Source organism: Novosphingobium sp. KACC 22771 (genome assembly GCF_028736195.1).
Taxonomy (GTDB): Bacteria; Pseudomonadota; Alphaproteobacteria; order Sphingomonadales; family Sphingomonadaceae; genus Novosphingobium.
This window is the reverse complement of the sequence record NZ_CP117881.1, coordinates 3,149,131-3,164,000: the sequence shown is the minus strand read 5'-3', so window position 1 is coordinate 3,164,000 and position 14,870 is coordinate 3,149,131. Positions and strand designations below refer to the sequence as shown.

At 65.0% G+C, this 14,870-nt stretch carries 16 protein-coding genes; 11 read left to right on the top strand and 5 right to left on the bottom strand.

Annotation, left to right across the window (positions count from 1 at the left end; genetic code table 11):
• Positions 1-44: 44 nt before the first annotated feature.
• Positions 45-533, bottom strand: a complete 489-nt coding sequence (locus PQ467_RS14540; RefSeq protein WP_274174088.1) for an A24 family peptidase — start codon at positions 531-533, stop codon at positions 45-47.
• A gap of 135 nt (positions 534-668) precedes the next feature.
• Between PQ467_RS14540 and PQ467_RS14535 the strand changes: the two genes are divergently transcribed.
• Both PQ467_RS14535 and PQ467_RS14530 read left to right on the top strand, forming a co-directional pair.
• The gene (locus tag PQ467_RS14535; RefSeq protein WP_274174087.1) at positions 669-1,622 is read left to right on the top strand and encodes an alpha/beta fold hydrolase; all 954 of its coding nucleotides are present in this window, start codon (positions 669-671) and stop codon (positions 1,620-1,622) included.
• Positions 1,623-1,639: 17 nt separating this feature from the next.
• A complete protein-coding gene (locus PQ467_RS14530; protein ID WP_274174086.1) occupies positions 1,640-2,725 on the top strand; it encodes an NAD(P)/FAD-dependent oxidoreductase in 1,086 nt (361 codons plus the stop codon).
• 92 nt (positions 2,726-2,817) lie between these two features.
• Here PQ467_RS14530 and PQ467_RS14525 read toward each other — a convergent pair whose 3' ends face one another.
• The 4 genes from PQ467_RS14525 to PQ467_RS14510 form a co-directional block, all read right to left on the bottom strand.
• A complete protein-coding gene (locus tag PQ467_RS14525; protein ID WP_274174085.1) occupies positions 2,818-3,249 on the bottom strand; it encodes a hypothetical protein in 432 nt (143 codons plus the stop codon).
• A 128-nt stretch (positions 3,250-3,377) separates the two neighbouring features.
• Positions 3,378-4,040, bottom strand: a complete 663-nt coding sequence (locus tag PQ467_RS14520; RefSeq protein WP_274174084.1) for a heme exporter protein CcmB — start codon at positions 4,038-4,040, stop codon at positions 3,378-3,380.
• The gene (gene ccmA / locus PQ467_RS14515) at positions 4,037-4,639 is read right to left on the bottom strand and encodes a heme ABC exporter ATP-binding protein CcmA (RefSeq protein ID WP_274174083.1); all 603 of its coding nucleotides are present in this window, start codon (positions 4,637-4,639) and stop codon (positions 4,037-4,039) included. The genes PQ467_RS14520 and ccmA overlap by 4 nt, the downstream gene beginning before the upstream one ends.
• A gap of 314 nt (positions 4,640-4,953) precedes the next feature.
• The gene (locus PQ467_RS14510; protein ID WP_274174082.1) at positions 4,954-5,571 is read right to left on the bottom strand and encodes a DNA-3-methyladenine glycosylase family protein; all 618 of its coding nucleotides are present in this window, start codon (positions 5,569-5,571) and stop codon (positions 4,954-4,956) included.
• A 158-nt stretch (positions 5,572-5,729) separates the two neighbouring features.
• On the opposite strand from PQ467_RS14510, the gene PQ467_RS14505 reads away from it, so the two are divergent.
• The 9 genes from PQ467_RS14505 to PQ467_RS14465 all read left to right on the top strand — a co-directional run bounded on the left by PQ467_RS14505 (position 5,730) and on the right by PQ467_RS14465 (position 14,866).
• Positions 5,730-6,047, top strand: coding sequence for a 2Fe-2S iron-sulfur cluster-binding protein (locus PQ467_RS14505; protein ID WP_274174081.1), 318 nt, complete (start codon positions 5,730-5,732; stop codon positions 6,045-6,047).
• Positions 6,048-6,155: 108 nt separating this feature from the next.
• On the top strand, positions 6,156-7,163 hold the full coding sequence (locus tag PQ467_RS14500) for a cysteine synthase A (RefSeq protein ID WP_274174080.1): 1,008 nt from the start codon (positions 6,156-6,158) through the stop codon (positions 7,161-7,163).
• Positions 7,164-7,181: 18 nt separating this feature from the next.
• Positions 7,182-7,499, top strand: coding sequence for a hypothetical protein (locus PQ467_RS14495; RefSeq protein WP_274174079.1), 318 nt, complete (start codon positions 7,182-7,184; stop codon positions 7,497-7,499).
• A 550-nt stretch (positions 7,500-8,049) separates the two neighbouring features.
• Positions 8,050-8,550: a division/cell wall cluster transcriptional repressor MraZ gene (locus PQ467_RS14490; RefSeq protein ID WP_274174078.1), complete on the top strand. Its 501-nt coding sequence runs from the start codon at positions 8,050-8,052 to the stop codon at positions 8,548-8,550.
• On the top strand, positions 8,547-9,545 hold the full coding sequence (gene rsmH, locus PQ467_RS14485; protein ID WP_274174077.1) for a 16S rRNA (cytosine(1402)-N(4))-methyltransferase RsmH: 999 nt from the start codon (positions 8,547-8,549) through the stop codon (positions 9,543-9,545). Before PQ467_RS14490 ends, rsmH begins: the two co-directional genes overlap by 4 nt.
• The gene (locus PQ467_RS14480) at positions 9,542-10,069 is read left to right on the top strand and encodes a hypothetical protein (RefSeq protein ID WP_274174076.1); all 528 of its coding nucleotides are present in this window, start codon (positions 9,542-9,544) and stop codon (positions 10,067-10,069) included. Before rsmH ends, PQ467_RS14480 begins: the two co-directional genes overlap by 4 nt.
• A 17-nt stretch (positions 10,070-10,086) precedes the next feature.
• Positions 10,087-11,850, top strand: coding sequence for a peptidoglycan D,D-transpeptidase FtsI family protein (locus PQ467_RS14475; protein ID WP_274176171.1), 1,764 nt, complete (start codon positions 10,087-10,089; stop codon positions 11,848-11,850).
• An 83-nt stretch (positions 11,851-11,933) separates the two neighbouring features.
• On the top strand, positions 11,934-13,385 hold the full coding sequence (locus tag PQ467_RS14470) for a UDP-N-acetylmuramoyl-L-alanyl-D-glutamate--2,6-diaminopimelate ligase (protein ID WP_274176170.1): 1,452 nt from the start codon (positions 11,934-11,936) through the stop codon (positions 13,383-13,385).
• Complete coding sequence (locus PQ467_RS14465; RefSeq protein ID WP_274174075.1) at positions 13,385-14,866, top strand: UDP-N-acetylmuramoyl-tripeptide--D-alanyl-D-alanine ligase; 1,482 nt, start codon at positions 13,385-13,387, stop codon at positions 14,864-14,866. The genes PQ467_RS14470 and PQ467_RS14465 overlap by 1 nt, the downstream gene beginning before the upstream one ends.
• Positions 14,867-14,870: the final 4 nt, after the last annotated feature.

Genomic DNA, 14,870 nt, shown 5'->3' with positions numbered 1-14,870 from the left:
ACGCTTTACGAACGGAAATATCCGCTAGATTGGTTAACATTCGATCACCCCGCCAGAACGGTTCCGGCGGCAGGAAATAAATAGCCCGAAGCAATCACCCAGAGCCCGCCAAGGGCAATGGCAATGCCATAGGGAATCGATGGTCTGCGCTGATGTCGCCGCGCCACATGCCATGCGGCCAGCGCCACCGTCAGCACCCCGCCCGACACCGCCATCACCATCAGCAACTGGGCAAACCACACCGGTTTGATCCACAGCGCCAGCGCCACCAGCAGCTTCACATCGCCACCGCCCATCGCGCCGATCGCAAACAAGCCTGCCAGCACCACAAAGGCCCCGCCCGCCAGCGCCAGTTGCCACCCGATGTCGGCCAGCCCCATATGGCTGGCCCACCAGAACAGCGGCGCGGCCAGAGCGATCCCGGCGTTGAGCCCATTGTCGATCTGACGCCGCCGGATGTCGGTATAGGCCGCCACCAGCAGCGCGATTGCCAAGGCGATCAGCAAACCGTAGGAAATGGGCGAACCAAGCATGCGGACCTCTGGCTGTTTCAGAGTCCCGTCTTAGTGGTTATGACTTACCAAACAGTAACCAACGCAAGGCGCGCAAATGGTGGATGCGGGCGTGATCGGGGGGCTGGCGGGCGTTAAGGCGGAAAAGAGGTATTAATGGAACTTCCCGAGGGCGGCGTTGAACAAATATGGATGGCGCCGGACGGCTGGCCGATCCGCCGAATCGATCTTTCCCCCCGCCATCCTGCTCGCGGCAGCCTGCTGTTTATGCCCGGACGGGGCGATTTCTATGAAAAATACCTCGAGTCGCTGGCGGAATGGCGCGATGCCGGTTGGCATGTGACCAGCCTCGATTGGCGCGGTCAGGCCGGATCGGGGCGGCTGGGCATGGATGCGAGCACCGGGCATGTCGATGATTTCGGCGTGTGGATCGAGGATCTGGCCGCGTTCTGGGCGCAATGGCGGGTCGAGCAGGCGGGGCCGGTCGCGCTGATCGGCCATTCGATGGGCGGGCATCTGGCGCTACGGGCTTTAGCTCAGGGGCGGGTTGATCCTGATGCGCTGGTGCTCTCGGCGCCGATGCTGGGCTTTGCGGCGGGCGGGGCGCCGTTCTGGTCGCAAAAGGCGCTGGGCTGGGCGATGTTGAAACTGGGCGATGCGCGGCGCCCGGCCTGGAACGCGGGCGAAAAACCGGCCAGCTCGCTCCATGCGCGCAAGGGCCTGCTGACTCATGATGCGCGGCGCTATCAGCAGGAAACGGACTGGCGGGCGGCGCGGCCCGAATTGGCGATGGGCCCGGCCAGCTGGGGCTGGATGGTGGCGGGGCTGCGCTCGATGGAGACATTCATGGCCCCCGGCGTGCTGGAGGCTGTGCAGACGCCGGTGCTGATTCTCTCGACCGCCGCCGACGGGCTGGTGTGCCACCGCGCCAATCTGAAGGCGGCGCAGCGTTTGCCCCATGGCGAGATCATGAGCTTTGGCCCCGAGGCCGCCCATGAAATCCTGCGCGAGGTGGACGCGGTGCGTGCGCCCGCCATGGCGCGGATCGAGGCGTTTCTGAGCGAGCATGTGGCGTTGCCCGTCAGGTCGGGCTTGACCCGCGCGCTCTGAGCGGCTTGGGTCGGGCGATGAGCCAGAGGTTTGATATAGCAATCGTGGGCGCCGGGATGGCGGGCGCCTCGCTGGGCGCGCATCTGATGGCGCGGGGCGCGGGGTCGGTGGTCATGCTGGAGGGTGAGGACCGCCCCGGATACCATTCCACCGGGCGCAGCGCGGCCTTCTGGCAGGAAACCTATGGCGGGCCGCAGGTCCAGCCTTTGACGCTGGCCTCCGGGCCGGTGCTGGAGGAGCTGGGCTTTCTGCATCCGCGCGGCGGGCTGCATCTGGCGCGGGCGCAGGATTTGCCTGAATTGCACGTCTTTGCGCAGGAATTTACCGGCGTCGGCGTCGATCTGCCCGCGCAGGACCGCGCCGCGATGGAGGCGCAGGTGCCCGGCCTCGACCCGCAATGGGTGGCCGGGTTGGCCGAGCCGTCATGCCGCGACATCGACGTGGCGGGGCTGCATCAGCATTACCTTTCGGCCTTTCGGCGTGGTGGGGGTGAGGTGTGGACCCGCGCGCGGCTGGCCGAGGCCCGGCGGGGGGATGATTGGGCGCTGACCCTTGAGGATGGGCGCGAGATCGGCGCACGGGTGCTGGTCAATGCGGCGGGCGCATGGGCCGACGAAGTGGCCGCGATGGCCGGGGCGCGGCCCGTGGGCATCCAGCCGTTAAGGCGGACCATGGCGCAAATCCGCGTTTCCCCGGAGGCGCAGGGCGACATGCCGCTGGTGATGGACATCGCCGGCACGTTCTATTTCAAGCCCGAGGGCGGGCGGCTTTGGCTGACCCCGCACGATGAGACGCCCGTGCCGCCCTGCGATGTTGCGCCCGAGGAAATTGATGTGGCCGTGGCGATTGATCGCTTTGAAGGCGTGGTAGACTGGCGCGTTGAGGCGGTCGAGCATCGCTGGGCGGGCCTGCGCAGTTTCGCGCCGGATCGGTTGCCGGTGTACGGCTGGGATGTGGCGGTGTCGGGCTTCTTCTGGTGCGCGGGGCAGGGGGGCTTTGGCATCCAGACGGCCCCTGCGGCGGCGGAGATGGCGGCGCGGCTGTTGCTGGGGCAGGAAGCGGGTGAGGTCGATCCGGGGGTGTTTGGGCCGGGGCGGTTTTGATTTTGGTTTAAGTTTTGCCTCCGGCGGGCAAAGGGCGGGGGCCCTTTGCAATCCCGATAATGGGGTGGCGCGAGGGTGGTGGAGTGTAGGCTTTATGAGAAAATATTATTAAAAACTATCTCTGAAACAGAAATTTTGTCAAATTTCTCGACGCCTTTTTTCTTCCATAAATAAGATTTTTCGATAAATTCCTTTTTGCAATAATTGGCAAAGCTGGTTTTATTGTAATCCAGGAATAAATTGGCTGGTATGGCCAGTGCAATTCCTAGGTTGTACATTTGCTTCCCATTGGTCGTATCCAATTGCCAGGGCACCAAGCTTTCCATCCTTCTGCAATATGCTCTGTCCTTCTTGATGTCGTCAGACATGCTGAGCAGGCATATAGTAATGGCGCAAATAGAACAGTTGTCGTCAACTTCGACCTTGCCTTTCAATTTTTCTTCGGCATGGCTAATGTCGCTCTGAATGACTTTTAAATATTCATCCCAGAGGGCGGTTGTAAAAAATACATCGATATTCTTCATAGGGTGATTAACTTTCACCGTTTCGACTGATGACCGACGTTCTTCTCACCGCCGTTGATCGACAGTGCAATATGAAAAGTAACGGGATTGCAAAGGGCCCCCGCCCTTTGTCCGCCGGAGGCAAACTTCTACCTCCCAGCCCGCAACGCAGCCGCGCCCGCGAAAGGCGTCAAAGCCACCAGCACCAGACTCGCCGCGCCCGCCAGCGCCAAACCGCTTTCGCCGCCGATGGCCAGGGTGCCTGCGCCGAAGATGAGGATCGGGACGCACAGGGGTATGAACAAAAGGCCCGCCAGCGCCGCGCCGCCTTTCAACCCTGCGGTGATGGTGGCCACCGCCACGCCCACGGCGGCGAGGCCGGGGGTTCCGGCGAGGAGGCCGAGTTCGACCAGCACTATGGCGCGTCCGTCGAGGCCCAAAAGCGCGGCGGCGGGCAATGTGGCCAGCATGAGCGGCGGGGCGAAGGAGAGCCAGTGAGCGAGGAGGCGCAGGGCGACGATGACTTCTTCGGAGATGCCGCGCAGCGCCCATTGCTCGAACAGGCCCGCCTCGCGGTCGGGTTCGATGAGGCGGTCGAGGGGGAGGATCGCGGCCAGCAGCGCGGCCAGCCAGATCACGCCTCCACCCACGCGGGCCAGGAGTTTGGGGTCAGGCCCGACGGCGAAGGGGAAGATGATCGCGACCGCGAGGAAGAACAGGATCGGCAGCATTATGCCGCCGCCGCCCCCGCTTCCCAGCAAAAGCAGGCGCAGGTCGCGGCGCAGGATGGCGAGGAGTGCGGCGCCCTTCACAGCGCGTACTCGGCAAGGTCGAGGCGGGTGAGGCCGGGGACGTCCAACGGCTGGTGCGAGGCGATGATGCAGGCGCCGCCGCCCGCGCAGTGGCGCGCCACCATGCGCTCGACCATAGCGCAGGCGGCGACATCGAGGCCGTTCAAAGGCTCGTCCAGCAGCCAGTTGGGCGCGTTCTGGCCGATCAGGCGGGCAAGGGCGGCGCGCTTTTTCTGGCCGGTGGAAAGATAGCGTACCGGCACATCGAGCAGATTGGCCAGACCCAGCCCGGTGATCGCCTCATCCGGCACCGGCCCATCGACCCGCGCCCAAAACGCCAGCGCCGCGCCCAATGGCTGGCCCAGATCGAGGCCGTGGCGCTCGTCCATCAGGGCCAGCGGGCCGTCCCACGCGATCGTGCCGGTGATGCCGCTGACCGGATCGGGGCTGGGCGGCAAAAGGCCCGCGAGCATCCGCATCAGGCTGGATTTGCCCAAGCCGTTGGGGCCGAGAATATGCAGCGCCTCGCCCCGCGAGAGCGAGAGCGAAAGGCCCGAAAACAGCCAGCGGTCGCCGCGGCGGCAGCACAGGTCAGTGGCGGTGAGGGCTTTGGATGGCATGATCGGGCGATAGGGAAAAGTGGGGGGGCTGCCAAGAAGAAGGTTTTGCCTTAGGCCGGGTTTGAAACGCCTCCGGCGGGCAAAGGGCGGGGGCCCTTTGCAATCCCGTTAATGGGGGGCGTGACGTTGGCGGGGTGGTGTTGTGGGGAATGAAAGCCTGCGGCGCGGGGAGGTCATCCGGTTTGGCGCCGCAGGCATTAAAAATGCAGACGGCGCGTCCGACACCAAACGCCGAACCCAGCGCGCAACATATACAGTAATGGGAGCGCGAGGGACGAGTCCCTCGCATCTAAACTTCCCATCTTGTAACTCCCTCACAACGCCGCATTGTTATAACAATGCCACGTAAAGATCGCCGCCGCGCCCCGGTGCGGCCGCCATGCTTCGGCCAAGGCCCGCGTCTGCTTCTCGCTGGGCCGCTCGGGCAATCCCAGCAGTTTGCCCAGCCCGATCTGGACCGCAAGGTCGCCTGCGGGCCAGATGTCGGGTCGCCCTTCGGCAAACAGGAGGTAGATTTCGGCGGACCATCGCCCGATGCCCTTGATGCGGGTGAGCAGCGCAATGGCTTCCTCGTCATCGGCGGGCAGGGCGGTGAAGTCGAGTTCGTCCGCCAGCACCATTTCGCACAGCGAGCGCGCATAGGCCTGTTTCTGGCGCGAGAGGCCGCAGGCGCGCAAAGTGTCAAAGTCGGCGGCGATCAGCGCGGCGGGGTCGGCCTCCTCGCCCACGACGCCCACCATTTTGGCCCACATGGACGAGGCGGCGGCCACCGAAACCTGTTGCCCCACGATGGTGCGCAGCATGGTGGCATGGCCGCGCGCGCGGATGCGCGGCTCGGGATAGCCCACGCGCCCCAGCGCATTGGCAATGCCCGGCGCGGTCTGCGCAATGGCATTGAGCCCCATTTCAATCGCTTGCGCCGAAAGTCCCATGATCGTCCGTTTCGTGAATGGAAATGACAAAATTTTGCGCAATTCGGCCTGTTGCCAAAGCTGCGGCTTGCCGATAGCAGCCATGCCCAAGCGCCGGTTGCCCCGCGCTCCATCTAACTGCGCCTCATACAACTGCGCATCATACAGAGGGACTTGATATGCCGAAGCTGGTGATCGTCAATACTGCGGGTGAAGAAAAGGAAGTCGAGGCCCAGACCGGCCGCACGGTGATGGAAGTGATTCGCGATGCGGGTTTTGACGATCTGCTGGCGCTGTGCGGGGGCTGCTGCTCCTGCGCGACGTGCCATGTGCATATCGACCCGGCCTTTGCCGACAAGCTGCCCGCGATCAGCGCCGACGAAGACGACCTGCTCGACAGCAGCGATCACCGCGATGGCAACTCGCGCCTGTCGTGCCAGTTGCCCGTGACCGATGCCATCGACGGCATGCGCGTGACGATTGCCGAGGCGGACTGATCTTTTGGGCCTGCGCGGGGTTTCCTGCGCGGGACCAATAGCCTGACTTTAGGGGTGCCTTGCGCAAATGCATTGCGCGTTGGCCAAGGCCCCCCTACCTAGGGCGCCATGACGAAAGCGCCTGTTTATCAAAACACCCTCGATCTGATTGGCAACACCCCGATGGTCCTGCTCAAAGGGCCAAGCGAGGCGGCGGGTTGCGAAATCTGGGGCAAATGCGAATTTGCCAATCCGGGCCAGAGCGTGAAGGATCGCGCCGCCCTGTGGATCATCCGCGATGCGGAAAGCTCGGGCGCGCTCAAGCCGGGCGGCACGATTGTCGAAGGCACGGCGGGCAACACCGGCATCGGCATCGCGCTGGTGGCCAATGCGCTGGGCTACAAGACGATCATCGTCATGCCCGAAACGCAAAGCCGCGAGAAGATGGACACTTTGCGCGCGCTGCGGGCCGAACTGGTGCTGGTGCCGGCCGCGCCTTTCAGCAATCCGGGCCATTTCGTGCATACCTCGCGCCGTCTGGCCGAGGAGACGGAGGGCGCGATCTGGGCCAACCAGTTCGACAACACCGCCAACCGCAAGGCTCATATCGAATCGACCGCGCCCGAAATCTGGGCGCAGATGGAAGGGCGGCTCGACGGTTTCACCTGCGCCGCGGGGACCGGCGGTACGCTGGCGGGCGTCGGGCTGGGGCTGAAGGCGTTTGATGAAAACATCACCATCGCGCTGACTGATCCCTATGGCGCGGCGCTCTACAACTATTACGCCCATGGCGAGTTGAAGGCCGAGGGCAGCAGCGTGGCCGAGGGCATCGGGCAGGGGCGGATCACCGCCAATCTGGACGGCGCGCCGATCGACACGCAATTCCGCATGTCGGATGCCGAAGGGATCGAATGGGTTCGCCGCCTGCTGGCCGAAGAGGGCCTCGCGCTGGGCCTGTCGAGCGGGATCAATGTCGCGGGCGCGGTGGCGCTGGGGCGGCAATTGGTGGCGCAGGGCAAGAAGGATGTGCGCGTCGCCACGATCCTGTGCGACACCGGGCTGCGCTATCTCTCGACGCTCTATAACAAGGCATGGCTCGAATCGAAGGGGCTGCCGGTCTTTCCTTGGCTGGCATGATGGAGTAAGATCGCCGCGATGACGGAGATTTCCAGCCCCACCGATCCGGCCACCTCGGAATTTGAGCGCACCCCGCGCGAAATCCGCGCGCAGATGGTGCAGCGCCTGCAGGTGGGCCTGTTCGGCCTGTCGCTGATGCTGCTGCTGGTGGGGCTGGCCAATATCATCATGGACAATGCGCGGCGCAACGATGCCGCCGCCGCCAGCGCGCAGGCCAGCACCAGCGCGGGGGGCAGCAGCGATCCCTTGGCCGATATCGGCGTCATTCCCTCGCCCGATGCGGGCAAGACGCAGGATGGCCCGGCCACCCGCGTGACCCCGGCCGCGCCGCATTGATGGCCGCCTTGGCCTGAGCGATCGCGCGCCCGCGCGGTAGATGACGCGGGAAAACCTGCCACCTGCGGGAAATGCTGCCACTTGCGGGAATGGCTGCCCATGGCGGGGAAAGCGGCCGGATGCGGGATATTGCGCCACCATCTCGGCGCTTTGGCGCAGCAATCGCACGCAATATCGAGAATCACGCCGGATTTGCGAATCTGCGCTCGCGGGAATCGGCGGGAAGGGCATGCAAACGGGCGCCTCGGCATCGCGTCTTTTGCCGGATTGGCGGCGATTCTTAGGGGTTGCGGTAATAAAATGGTAACCAAGGCGGCAAGCTGCGATTTGACCAAGATACTAAAAAATAAGCATATTTTCATTCTTTTCCACAAAGTGGCAGAATTTCCCGTAAAGTCCCTTTCCCGCCCGCAAACTCCGCGATAGAACATGATCATCGGGTAGAGTTTCAGCCGTCCTTATGCGGGGGTTTGGCGTGGCCATCGTGCTGCGGCAATCGGCGAAGCTTTGTCCGACCGGTGGGGCTTTCTTCGCAAAGGTAGTGGGTGGGGTGACTGGTTTCCCGGTCATTTATATGGGTCAGGGCTTCTCGCCGAAGGGCGACAAGGAGCGCTTTGTCCTGCCCGCCGACATCCGCAAGATCGTGGCCGAGGCCAGCGACAACATCAACGAGATGCTGGTGGCCAAGCACGAGGAATGGCCCTGCCTGTTCGCCTGCGGCACGTCCTATAAAACCCAGCTTGCCGAGGAAATCCGTGTGAAACACGCCGCCGATGTGGCCGCCGGTCGCCCCTCTACCCGGGCACGCGATGCGCTGGTTTTCGGCAATCTGACGCGTGTGGCCTTTGACAATTCGGGCCGCTTCATCCTGCCCGCGCATATGCGCGCCCAGGCCACGATCACGGACGGCCTCTATATCCACGGCACGATGGACTATTTCACGCTGTGGTCGCCCGAGGTGCTGATGGCGATGACGGGCGATGAATGGATCGGGCCCAAGGCAAGCTGCGAGAGCTATCTGGCCGCAGCGGGCGGGAGGGCGCGCAAATGAGCCTGCCCACCAGCCTTTTGGCCGCGATCCCGCATGACGCCCCGCATATTCCCGTGCTGCTGGACGAGGTGATCGGCGCGCTGGATCCTGCAGGCTTGCTTGATTTTTCGGGCAAGGTCATCGTCGATGCCACGCTGGGTGCGGGCGGCTATACGCGCGCGTTGCTGGATGCGGGGGCCACGGTCCATGCCTTTGACCGCGACCCCGATGCGATTGCCGCCGCGCGCGAGTGGGGCGCAGGGTATGACCGCCTGATCCTACATCCGCGCCGCTTTTCGGAAGTGGGCGATGCGCTGACGCAGGCGGGCGTGCGCGCGATTGACGGTCTGGTGGCCGATATTGGCGTGTCCTCGATGCAACTGGATCAGCAGGGCCGCGGCTTTGCCTTTTCCAGCGATGGGCCGCTCGACATGCGTATGTCGCAGGAAGGGCCGAGCGCGGCCGATTTCTGCAACGAGGCAGCCGAGGAAGAGATCGCCAACGTCCTGTATAATTACGCCGAGGAGCGTCAGTCGCGCCGGATCGCCCGCGCGATTGTTGCCGCGCGCCCGCTGGAAACCACGGGCCAACTGGCCCATGTGGTGCGCCGCGCGCTGGGCTATAAGCCGGGGGCGCCCAAAGACCCGGCCACGCGCAGCTTTCAGGCGATCCGCATCCATGTGAACGACGAGCTGGGCGAACTGGAGGCTTTGCTGGCCACCGCCGAGAGCCTGCTCAGCCCCGGCGGGCGTCTGGCCATCGTCAGCTTTCACAGCCTTGAGGACCGCATCGTCAAGCAGTTCTTCAAGGACGCCAGCGGCGTGGCCACCGCCACCTCGCGCTATATGCCGGTCGCCGCAAGCGCGGCTCCGGCCGTCTACAGCCATATTTCCAAAGCGATCCGCGCGGGCGAGGTGGAATTGACCCGCAACCCGCGCGCGCGCTCGGCCACCTTGCGCTTTGCCACGCGCACCGATGTTCCCGCCCGTCCTGCTGTCGCCCGGAGGCGCCCGTGAATCTGACCCGTGATCGCATGCATACGATCGGCTGGGGCATGTCCCTGGTGATTTGCCTTGCCCTGACGCTGGCGCTGACGTTTCGCGTCAATGCGGTGAAAAGTCAGGTGCGTCTGGCCGAGCGACAGATCGCGCAGTTGAAGCAGGAAAAGCTGTTCCTCGAAACCGAGTTTGAAACCCGCGCCAGCCAGCAGCAGCTCAAAGCCTTCAACGATGTGGACTTTGGCTATAGCGCGCCCACGGTCGGGCAATATCTGGAAAGCGAGCGCCAGTTGGCAGCGCTGGGCAAGCCGCGCTCGCCCGATGCGCCCGATCCGATCCGCGTGGCCTCGGCCGATGCGGTCAATGCCTCGGTGCGCACGATGATGGCGGTCGAGGCCAAGCCCTCTTCGCCCTTTGCCGTGCTGGGCATGGGCGCCAAGAGTGAGCCTGCGGCCAAGAAGACCAAGAAATCCGAAGATATCTCCGAGCATCTGGCGCGCTTTTCGGGGCGGGCGGGGCAAAATGCGGGGCATCGCGAATGAACACTTTGACGGCGGGAATGGTGGATAAGGGCGTCACTTTGCAGGGGCAAGGCGCGGAAAAAGCGCGTGTGCTCAAGAATGTGCGGGCCCTTGCGCTGGCGCAGGCGCGGTTTCGCGCGCTCTGGGTGCTGGTGGGATTTGCCATGCTGCTGCTGCTCGCGCTGTTGCGCATTGCGCATCTGGGCCTGTCCGATCCGGGCCGTCCGGGCGGCGAGGGCGTGGCGGGCCTGCCCGATCGCGGCGACATTCTCGACCGCAACGGCGTGCCGCTGGCGCGCGCCTTTCCCGCCTATGCGCTGTGGTACAATCCGCGCGCGATGGGCGAGGGCGCGCCGCTGGTGCGCTCGCCCGCCGATCTGGCCGCCGCGCTGGTCAAGATTTTTCCCGATGAGGATGTCGAGGAACTGACCCGCCGCCTCGCCTCGGGCAAGGCGGGCTATCTGCGCCGCCGCATCCTGCCCGAAGAGGCCAACCGCATCCACGCGCTGGGCGAACCGGCGCTGGAATTCCCGCGTGAGGCCGAGCGTTACTATCCCCAGGGCACGATGGCGGCCCATATTCTGGGCTATGTCGACAGCAAGGGGCTGGGCCAGGTCGGCATGGAGGCGGTGTTTCAAAAGCAGTTGACCGATCCGGCCACGCGCGGGGCGCCTGCGGTGCTCTCGATCGACGCGCGGGTTCAGGGCGCGCTGGAGGATGAATTGATGTGGGGCATGACCCGCGCGCAGGCCAAGGGCGCGGCGGGCATCGTGATGGATGTGGACACGGGCGAAGTGATGGCGTTGGCCTCGCTGCCCAGCTTCAACCCCAACGCCCTGCGCCCGCAGGATATTTCCGACAGCGATCCGACCAAACAGGCCAACATCTTCAACCGCGCCACCAACCAGACCTATGAGTTGGGCAGCGTGATGAAGCCGATCACTGTGGCCAGCGCGATCGATGCGGGCATCATCACCAATCTGGCGCGGCGCTATCCGGCCGACCATCCGCTGGAAATCGCCGGGATCACTGTGCATGACCACGAGAATTACGGCGCCAGCCTGAACATCATCGAGGCGCTGATCCATTCGTCAAACATCGTGCTGGCGCAGGTGGGCGACCAGTTGGGCGCGCAAAAGATGCAGACCACGCTCAAGGCGCTGGGCTTTAACGAGCGGCCCTATATCGAGCTGCCCGCTCGCGGCCGCCCAAGCTGGCCGCGTGGCGACCGCAACGGTGTGTGGTCGCGCGTGACCACGGTGACGGCCTCCTATGGCCATGGTTTCTCGATCACCCCGCTGCATCTGGCCAGCGCCTATGCCGCGATGGTCAATGGCGGGATCTGGCGCCCGGCCACGCTGCAAAAGATCGCGCCCGGTCAGGCCCCCGCCGGTCGCCGCGTGTGGCAGGCCTCGACCAGCGCGCGCATGCGGCAATTGCTGCGCTCGATCGTGGATGTCGGCACCGGGCGCAGTGCCAATGCGGTGGGATACCGCGTGGGCGGCAAGACCGGTACGGCCGAAATCGGCGATGCGCAGGGCTATCACCACGACCGCGTGGTGGCCACCTTTGCCTCGGCATTTCCGATGGATCGCCCGCGCTATGTCGTGATCGCCACGCTGGACCAACCCAAGGCCAATGCCGCCACCAGTTTCCAGCGTACCGCCGCATGGAATGCCGCGCCCATCGTGGGCCGGGTGATCCCGCGCATCGGGCCGCTGCTGGGGGTGATGCCGGACGCCACGCGCGACATTGATATCAGCGACATTGCCCCGCTGATCGCCAATGGAGATGGCGAATGAAACTATCCGACCTGATCCAGGGTGGAAACAAGGTGCAAGCCGGTGACATTGACGTCACCGGCTTTGGCGTTGGTGCCGGTGACATGGATGTCACCGGATGGGGCGTTGGTGCCGTCGACATGGATGTCACCGGGTTTGCCATTGATAATCGCAAGGTGGCGCCGGGCAATGTGTTCGGTGCTTTCGTGGGCGCCACGGTCAATGGCGAGGATTTTATCGCGCAGGCGGTCAAGGCGGGTGCGGTGGCGGTTGTGGCCCGGCCCGAGGCGCGCGCGGCGATTGAGGCGGCGGGCGCGCTGGCGCTTGTTTCCGACAATCCGCGCCGGGCCTTTGCGCGTCTGGCCGCGCCATTTTATGCCCCGCTGCCCGAAACGCTGGTGGCCGTGACGGGCACCAATGGCAAGACCAGCACCGTGGAAATGCTGCGCCAAATCTGGCGCATGGCCGGGCACAGCGCGGCCAGCATCGGCACGCTGGGCATCACCACCGCCGATGAGACGACCTATACCGGCCTGACCACGCCCGACATCGTGACCTTTCTGGCCAATCTGGCGGGCCTTGCGCGCGAAGGCGTGAGCCATGTCGCCTATGAGGCGTCGAGCCACGGTCTGTCGCAATATCGCAGCGAGGGGCCGCGCGTGATGGCGGGGGCCTTTACCAACCTGAGCCGCGACCATCTCGATTATCACGCGACGATGGAGGACTATTTCGCCGCCAAGATGCGCCTGTTCGACGAGGTGGTGGTCGATGGCGGATCGGCGGTGGTCTGGACCGATGATGCGTGGAGCGCGCGGGCCATCAAGCATGTGCGCGCGCGCGGTCTGCGGTTGATCACGGTGGGCGCGGGCGGCGAGACGATCCGCCTGCTGGGCCGCGAGCCGGGGCCGTTGGGGCAGGTGTTGACGGTCGTCCATGAAGGTGTCGAGCGCCGGATCAACCTGCCGCTGATCGGGGCCTATCAGGCGGCCAATGCGCTGGTGGCGGCCGGACTGGCTTTGGCCAGCGGGTTGAACGCGGCGCAGGTGTTCGATGCGCTGGGCCGTCTGGCCCCGGTGCGCGGGCGGCTGGAGCGCGCGGCGATCAATGCGGCGGGCGCGCCGGCCTATGTCGATTATGCCCATACGCCCGATGCGCTGGAGGCTGCGATTGCCGCGCTGCGTCCGCATACCAAGGGGCGGCTGATCGTGGTGTTTGGCGCAGGCGGCGACCGCGATACGGGCAAGCGCGCGCCGATGGGCGCCATCGCCGGGGCGCAGGCCGACATCGCCATCGTCACCGACGACAACCCGCGCGGCGAGGATCCCGCCGCCATCCGCGCGGCGGTGATCGCGGGGGCGCCGGACCGCCTGATCGAGATCGGCGACCGGCGCGAGGCAATATTTCAGGGGACAGCGCAGGCAAAAAGGGATGACATCCTGCTCATCGCGGGCAAAGGGCATGAGCAGGGACAGATTGTCGGGCGCGGGCCTGATGCGCGTGTCCTGCCTTTTGATGATGTGACCGTGGCGCGTGAAGCGGCCGGGGAGAAAGTATAATGGCGGCAAAAGCGAAACTGCGGGATTGGCCGGTGACGGCGGAGGACGGACAGCCTTTGGCGCTCTGGACTCTGGCGCAAGTGGCGGCGGCCACGGGCGGCACGGCCTTTGGCGAGGCGCAGATTTCCAATGTCGCCACCGATTCGCGCGAGATCGTGGAAGGCGGCCTGTTCTTTGCCATGCGCGGCGAGGCGATGGACGGGCACAAGTTTCTCGACAAGGCGTTCGAACTGGGCGCGGTGGCCGCTGTGGTGGAGCAGCCGATTGATCGGCCTCATGTGCTGGTCAAGGACAGCTTTGCCGCGCTTCAGGCGCTGGCGCGGGCGGCGCGTGAGCGGATTTTGCCCGAGGCGCGGGTGATCGGCGTGACCGGTTCGGTGGGCAAGACCAGCGTCAAGGAGGCGATCTTTGCCGCGCTGGAGCGTTCCAGCCATGGCCGCGCCCATCGCAGCGTCAAAAGTTATAACAACCATGTCGGCGTGCCTTTGAGCATGACGCGCATGCCCCAGCGCACGCTCTACGGCATTTTCGAAATGGGCATGAACCACGCGGGCGAGATCCGCGATCTGACGGCGCTGGCCCGTCCGCATGTGGCGGTGATCACGACGATTGCCCCCGCCCATATCGAAAATCTGGGCAGCGAGGAGGCGATTGCCGACGCCAAGGCCGAGATTTTCGAAGGTCTGCAAGGGTTTGAGGATCATGAGGGCGGGATCGCCATCATCCCGGCCGATATTCCCCATTACGAACGCCTGCGCGCCGCCGCCGTCGCCTGCGGGGCGCAGGTGATGTCCTATGGCCGCGCGGCCCATGCCGATATCCGCCTGCTCGATGCCTTGTCGGGCATGTTGGGCGGAACGCTGGTGACGGTGGATCTGGGCGATTCGCGGCTGTGCTATTCGGTTTCGATGCCGGGCGATCATTGGGTGATGAACTCGCTGGCCGTGGTGGCGGCGGTGCGCGCGGTGGGCGGCGATCTGGGCGCGACGGGCCTTGCGCTGGCCGAGATGCAGGGGCTGGCCGGGCGCGGCATGCGCAGCGGGATCGAGCTGGCCGATGGCGGCAAGGCGCTGCTGATCGATGAAAGCTATAATGCCAATCCGGCCTCGATGCGCGCTTCGCTCTCGGTCCTGGCGGGCGAACCGGCCAAGCGGCGGATCGCGGTGCTGGGCGCGATGAAGGAACTGGGCGATTTCGGCCCGGCGCTCCATGCCGCATTGGCCGAACCGATTGCGGCGGCCAAAGTCGATTTTGCGGTGCTGGTGGGCGATGAAATGGCCGCTTTGGCGCAGGAACTGGGGAAATCCGGCCCCGACGCGCTTGGCAAGCCCATCCCCTTCGCCCATTGCAGCAATGCGCAAGAGGCCGGAAAGGCTCTGGCCGACTTTGGGTTGGCACAGGGCGATGCGGTGCTTGTAAAGGGATCTAACTCGGTGGGGCTGGGGTCGCTGGTCGCCACCCTTTGCCAAACCACGAATTGACGGG

Coding starts and splice junctions, on each gene's coding strand:
- PQ467_RS14540 (WP_274174088.1), bottom strand. CDS start 533: ATGCTTGGTTCGCCCATTTCCTACGGTTTGCTGATCGCCTTGGCAATC.
- PQ467_RS14535 (WP_274174087.1), top strand. CDS start 669: ATGGAACTTCCCGAGGGCGGCGTTGAACAAATATGGATGGCGCCGGAC.
- PQ467_RS14530 (WP_274174086.1), top strand. CDS start 1,640: ATGAGCCAGAGGTTTGATATAGCAATCGTGGGCGCCGGGATGGCGGGC.
- PQ467_RS14525 (WP_274174085.1), bottom strand. CDS start 3,249: ATGAAGAATATCGATGTATTTTTTACAACCGCCCTCTGGGATGAATAT.
- ccmA (WP_274174083.1), bottom strand. CDS start 4,639: ATGCCATCCAAAGCCCTCACCGCCACTGACCTGTGCTGCCGCCGCGGC.
- PQ467_RS14510 (WP_274174082.1), bottom strand. CDS start 5,571: ATGGGACTTTCGGCGCAAGCGATTGAAATGGGGCTCAATGCCATTGCG.
- PQ467_RS14505 (WP_274174081.1), top strand. CDS start 5,730: ATGCCGAAGCTGGTGATCGTCAATACTGCGGGTGAAGAAAAGGAAGTC.
- PQ467_RS14500 (WP_274174080.1), top strand. CDS start 6,156: ATGACGAAAGCGCCTGTTTATCAAAACACCCTCGATCTGATTGGCAAC.
- PQ467_RS14495 (WP_274174079.1), top strand. CDS start 7,182: ATGACGGAGATTTCCAGCCCCACCGATCCGGCCACCTCGGAATTTGAG.
- rsmH (WP_274174077.1), top strand. CDS start 8,547: ATGAGCCTGCCCACCAGCCTTTTGGCCGCGATCCCGCATGACGCCCCG.
- PQ467_RS14475 (WP_274176171.1), top strand. CDS start 10,087: ATGGTGGATAAGGGCGTCACTTTGCAGGGGCAAGGCGCGGAAAAAGCG.
- PQ467_RS14470 (WP_274176170.1), top strand. CDS start 11,934: ATGGATGTCACCGGATGGGGCGTTGGTGCCGTCGACATGGATGTCACC.
- PQ467_RS14465 (WP_274174075.1), top strand. CDS start 13,385: ATGGCGGCAAAAGCGAAACTGCGGGATTGGCCGGTGACGGCGGAGGAC.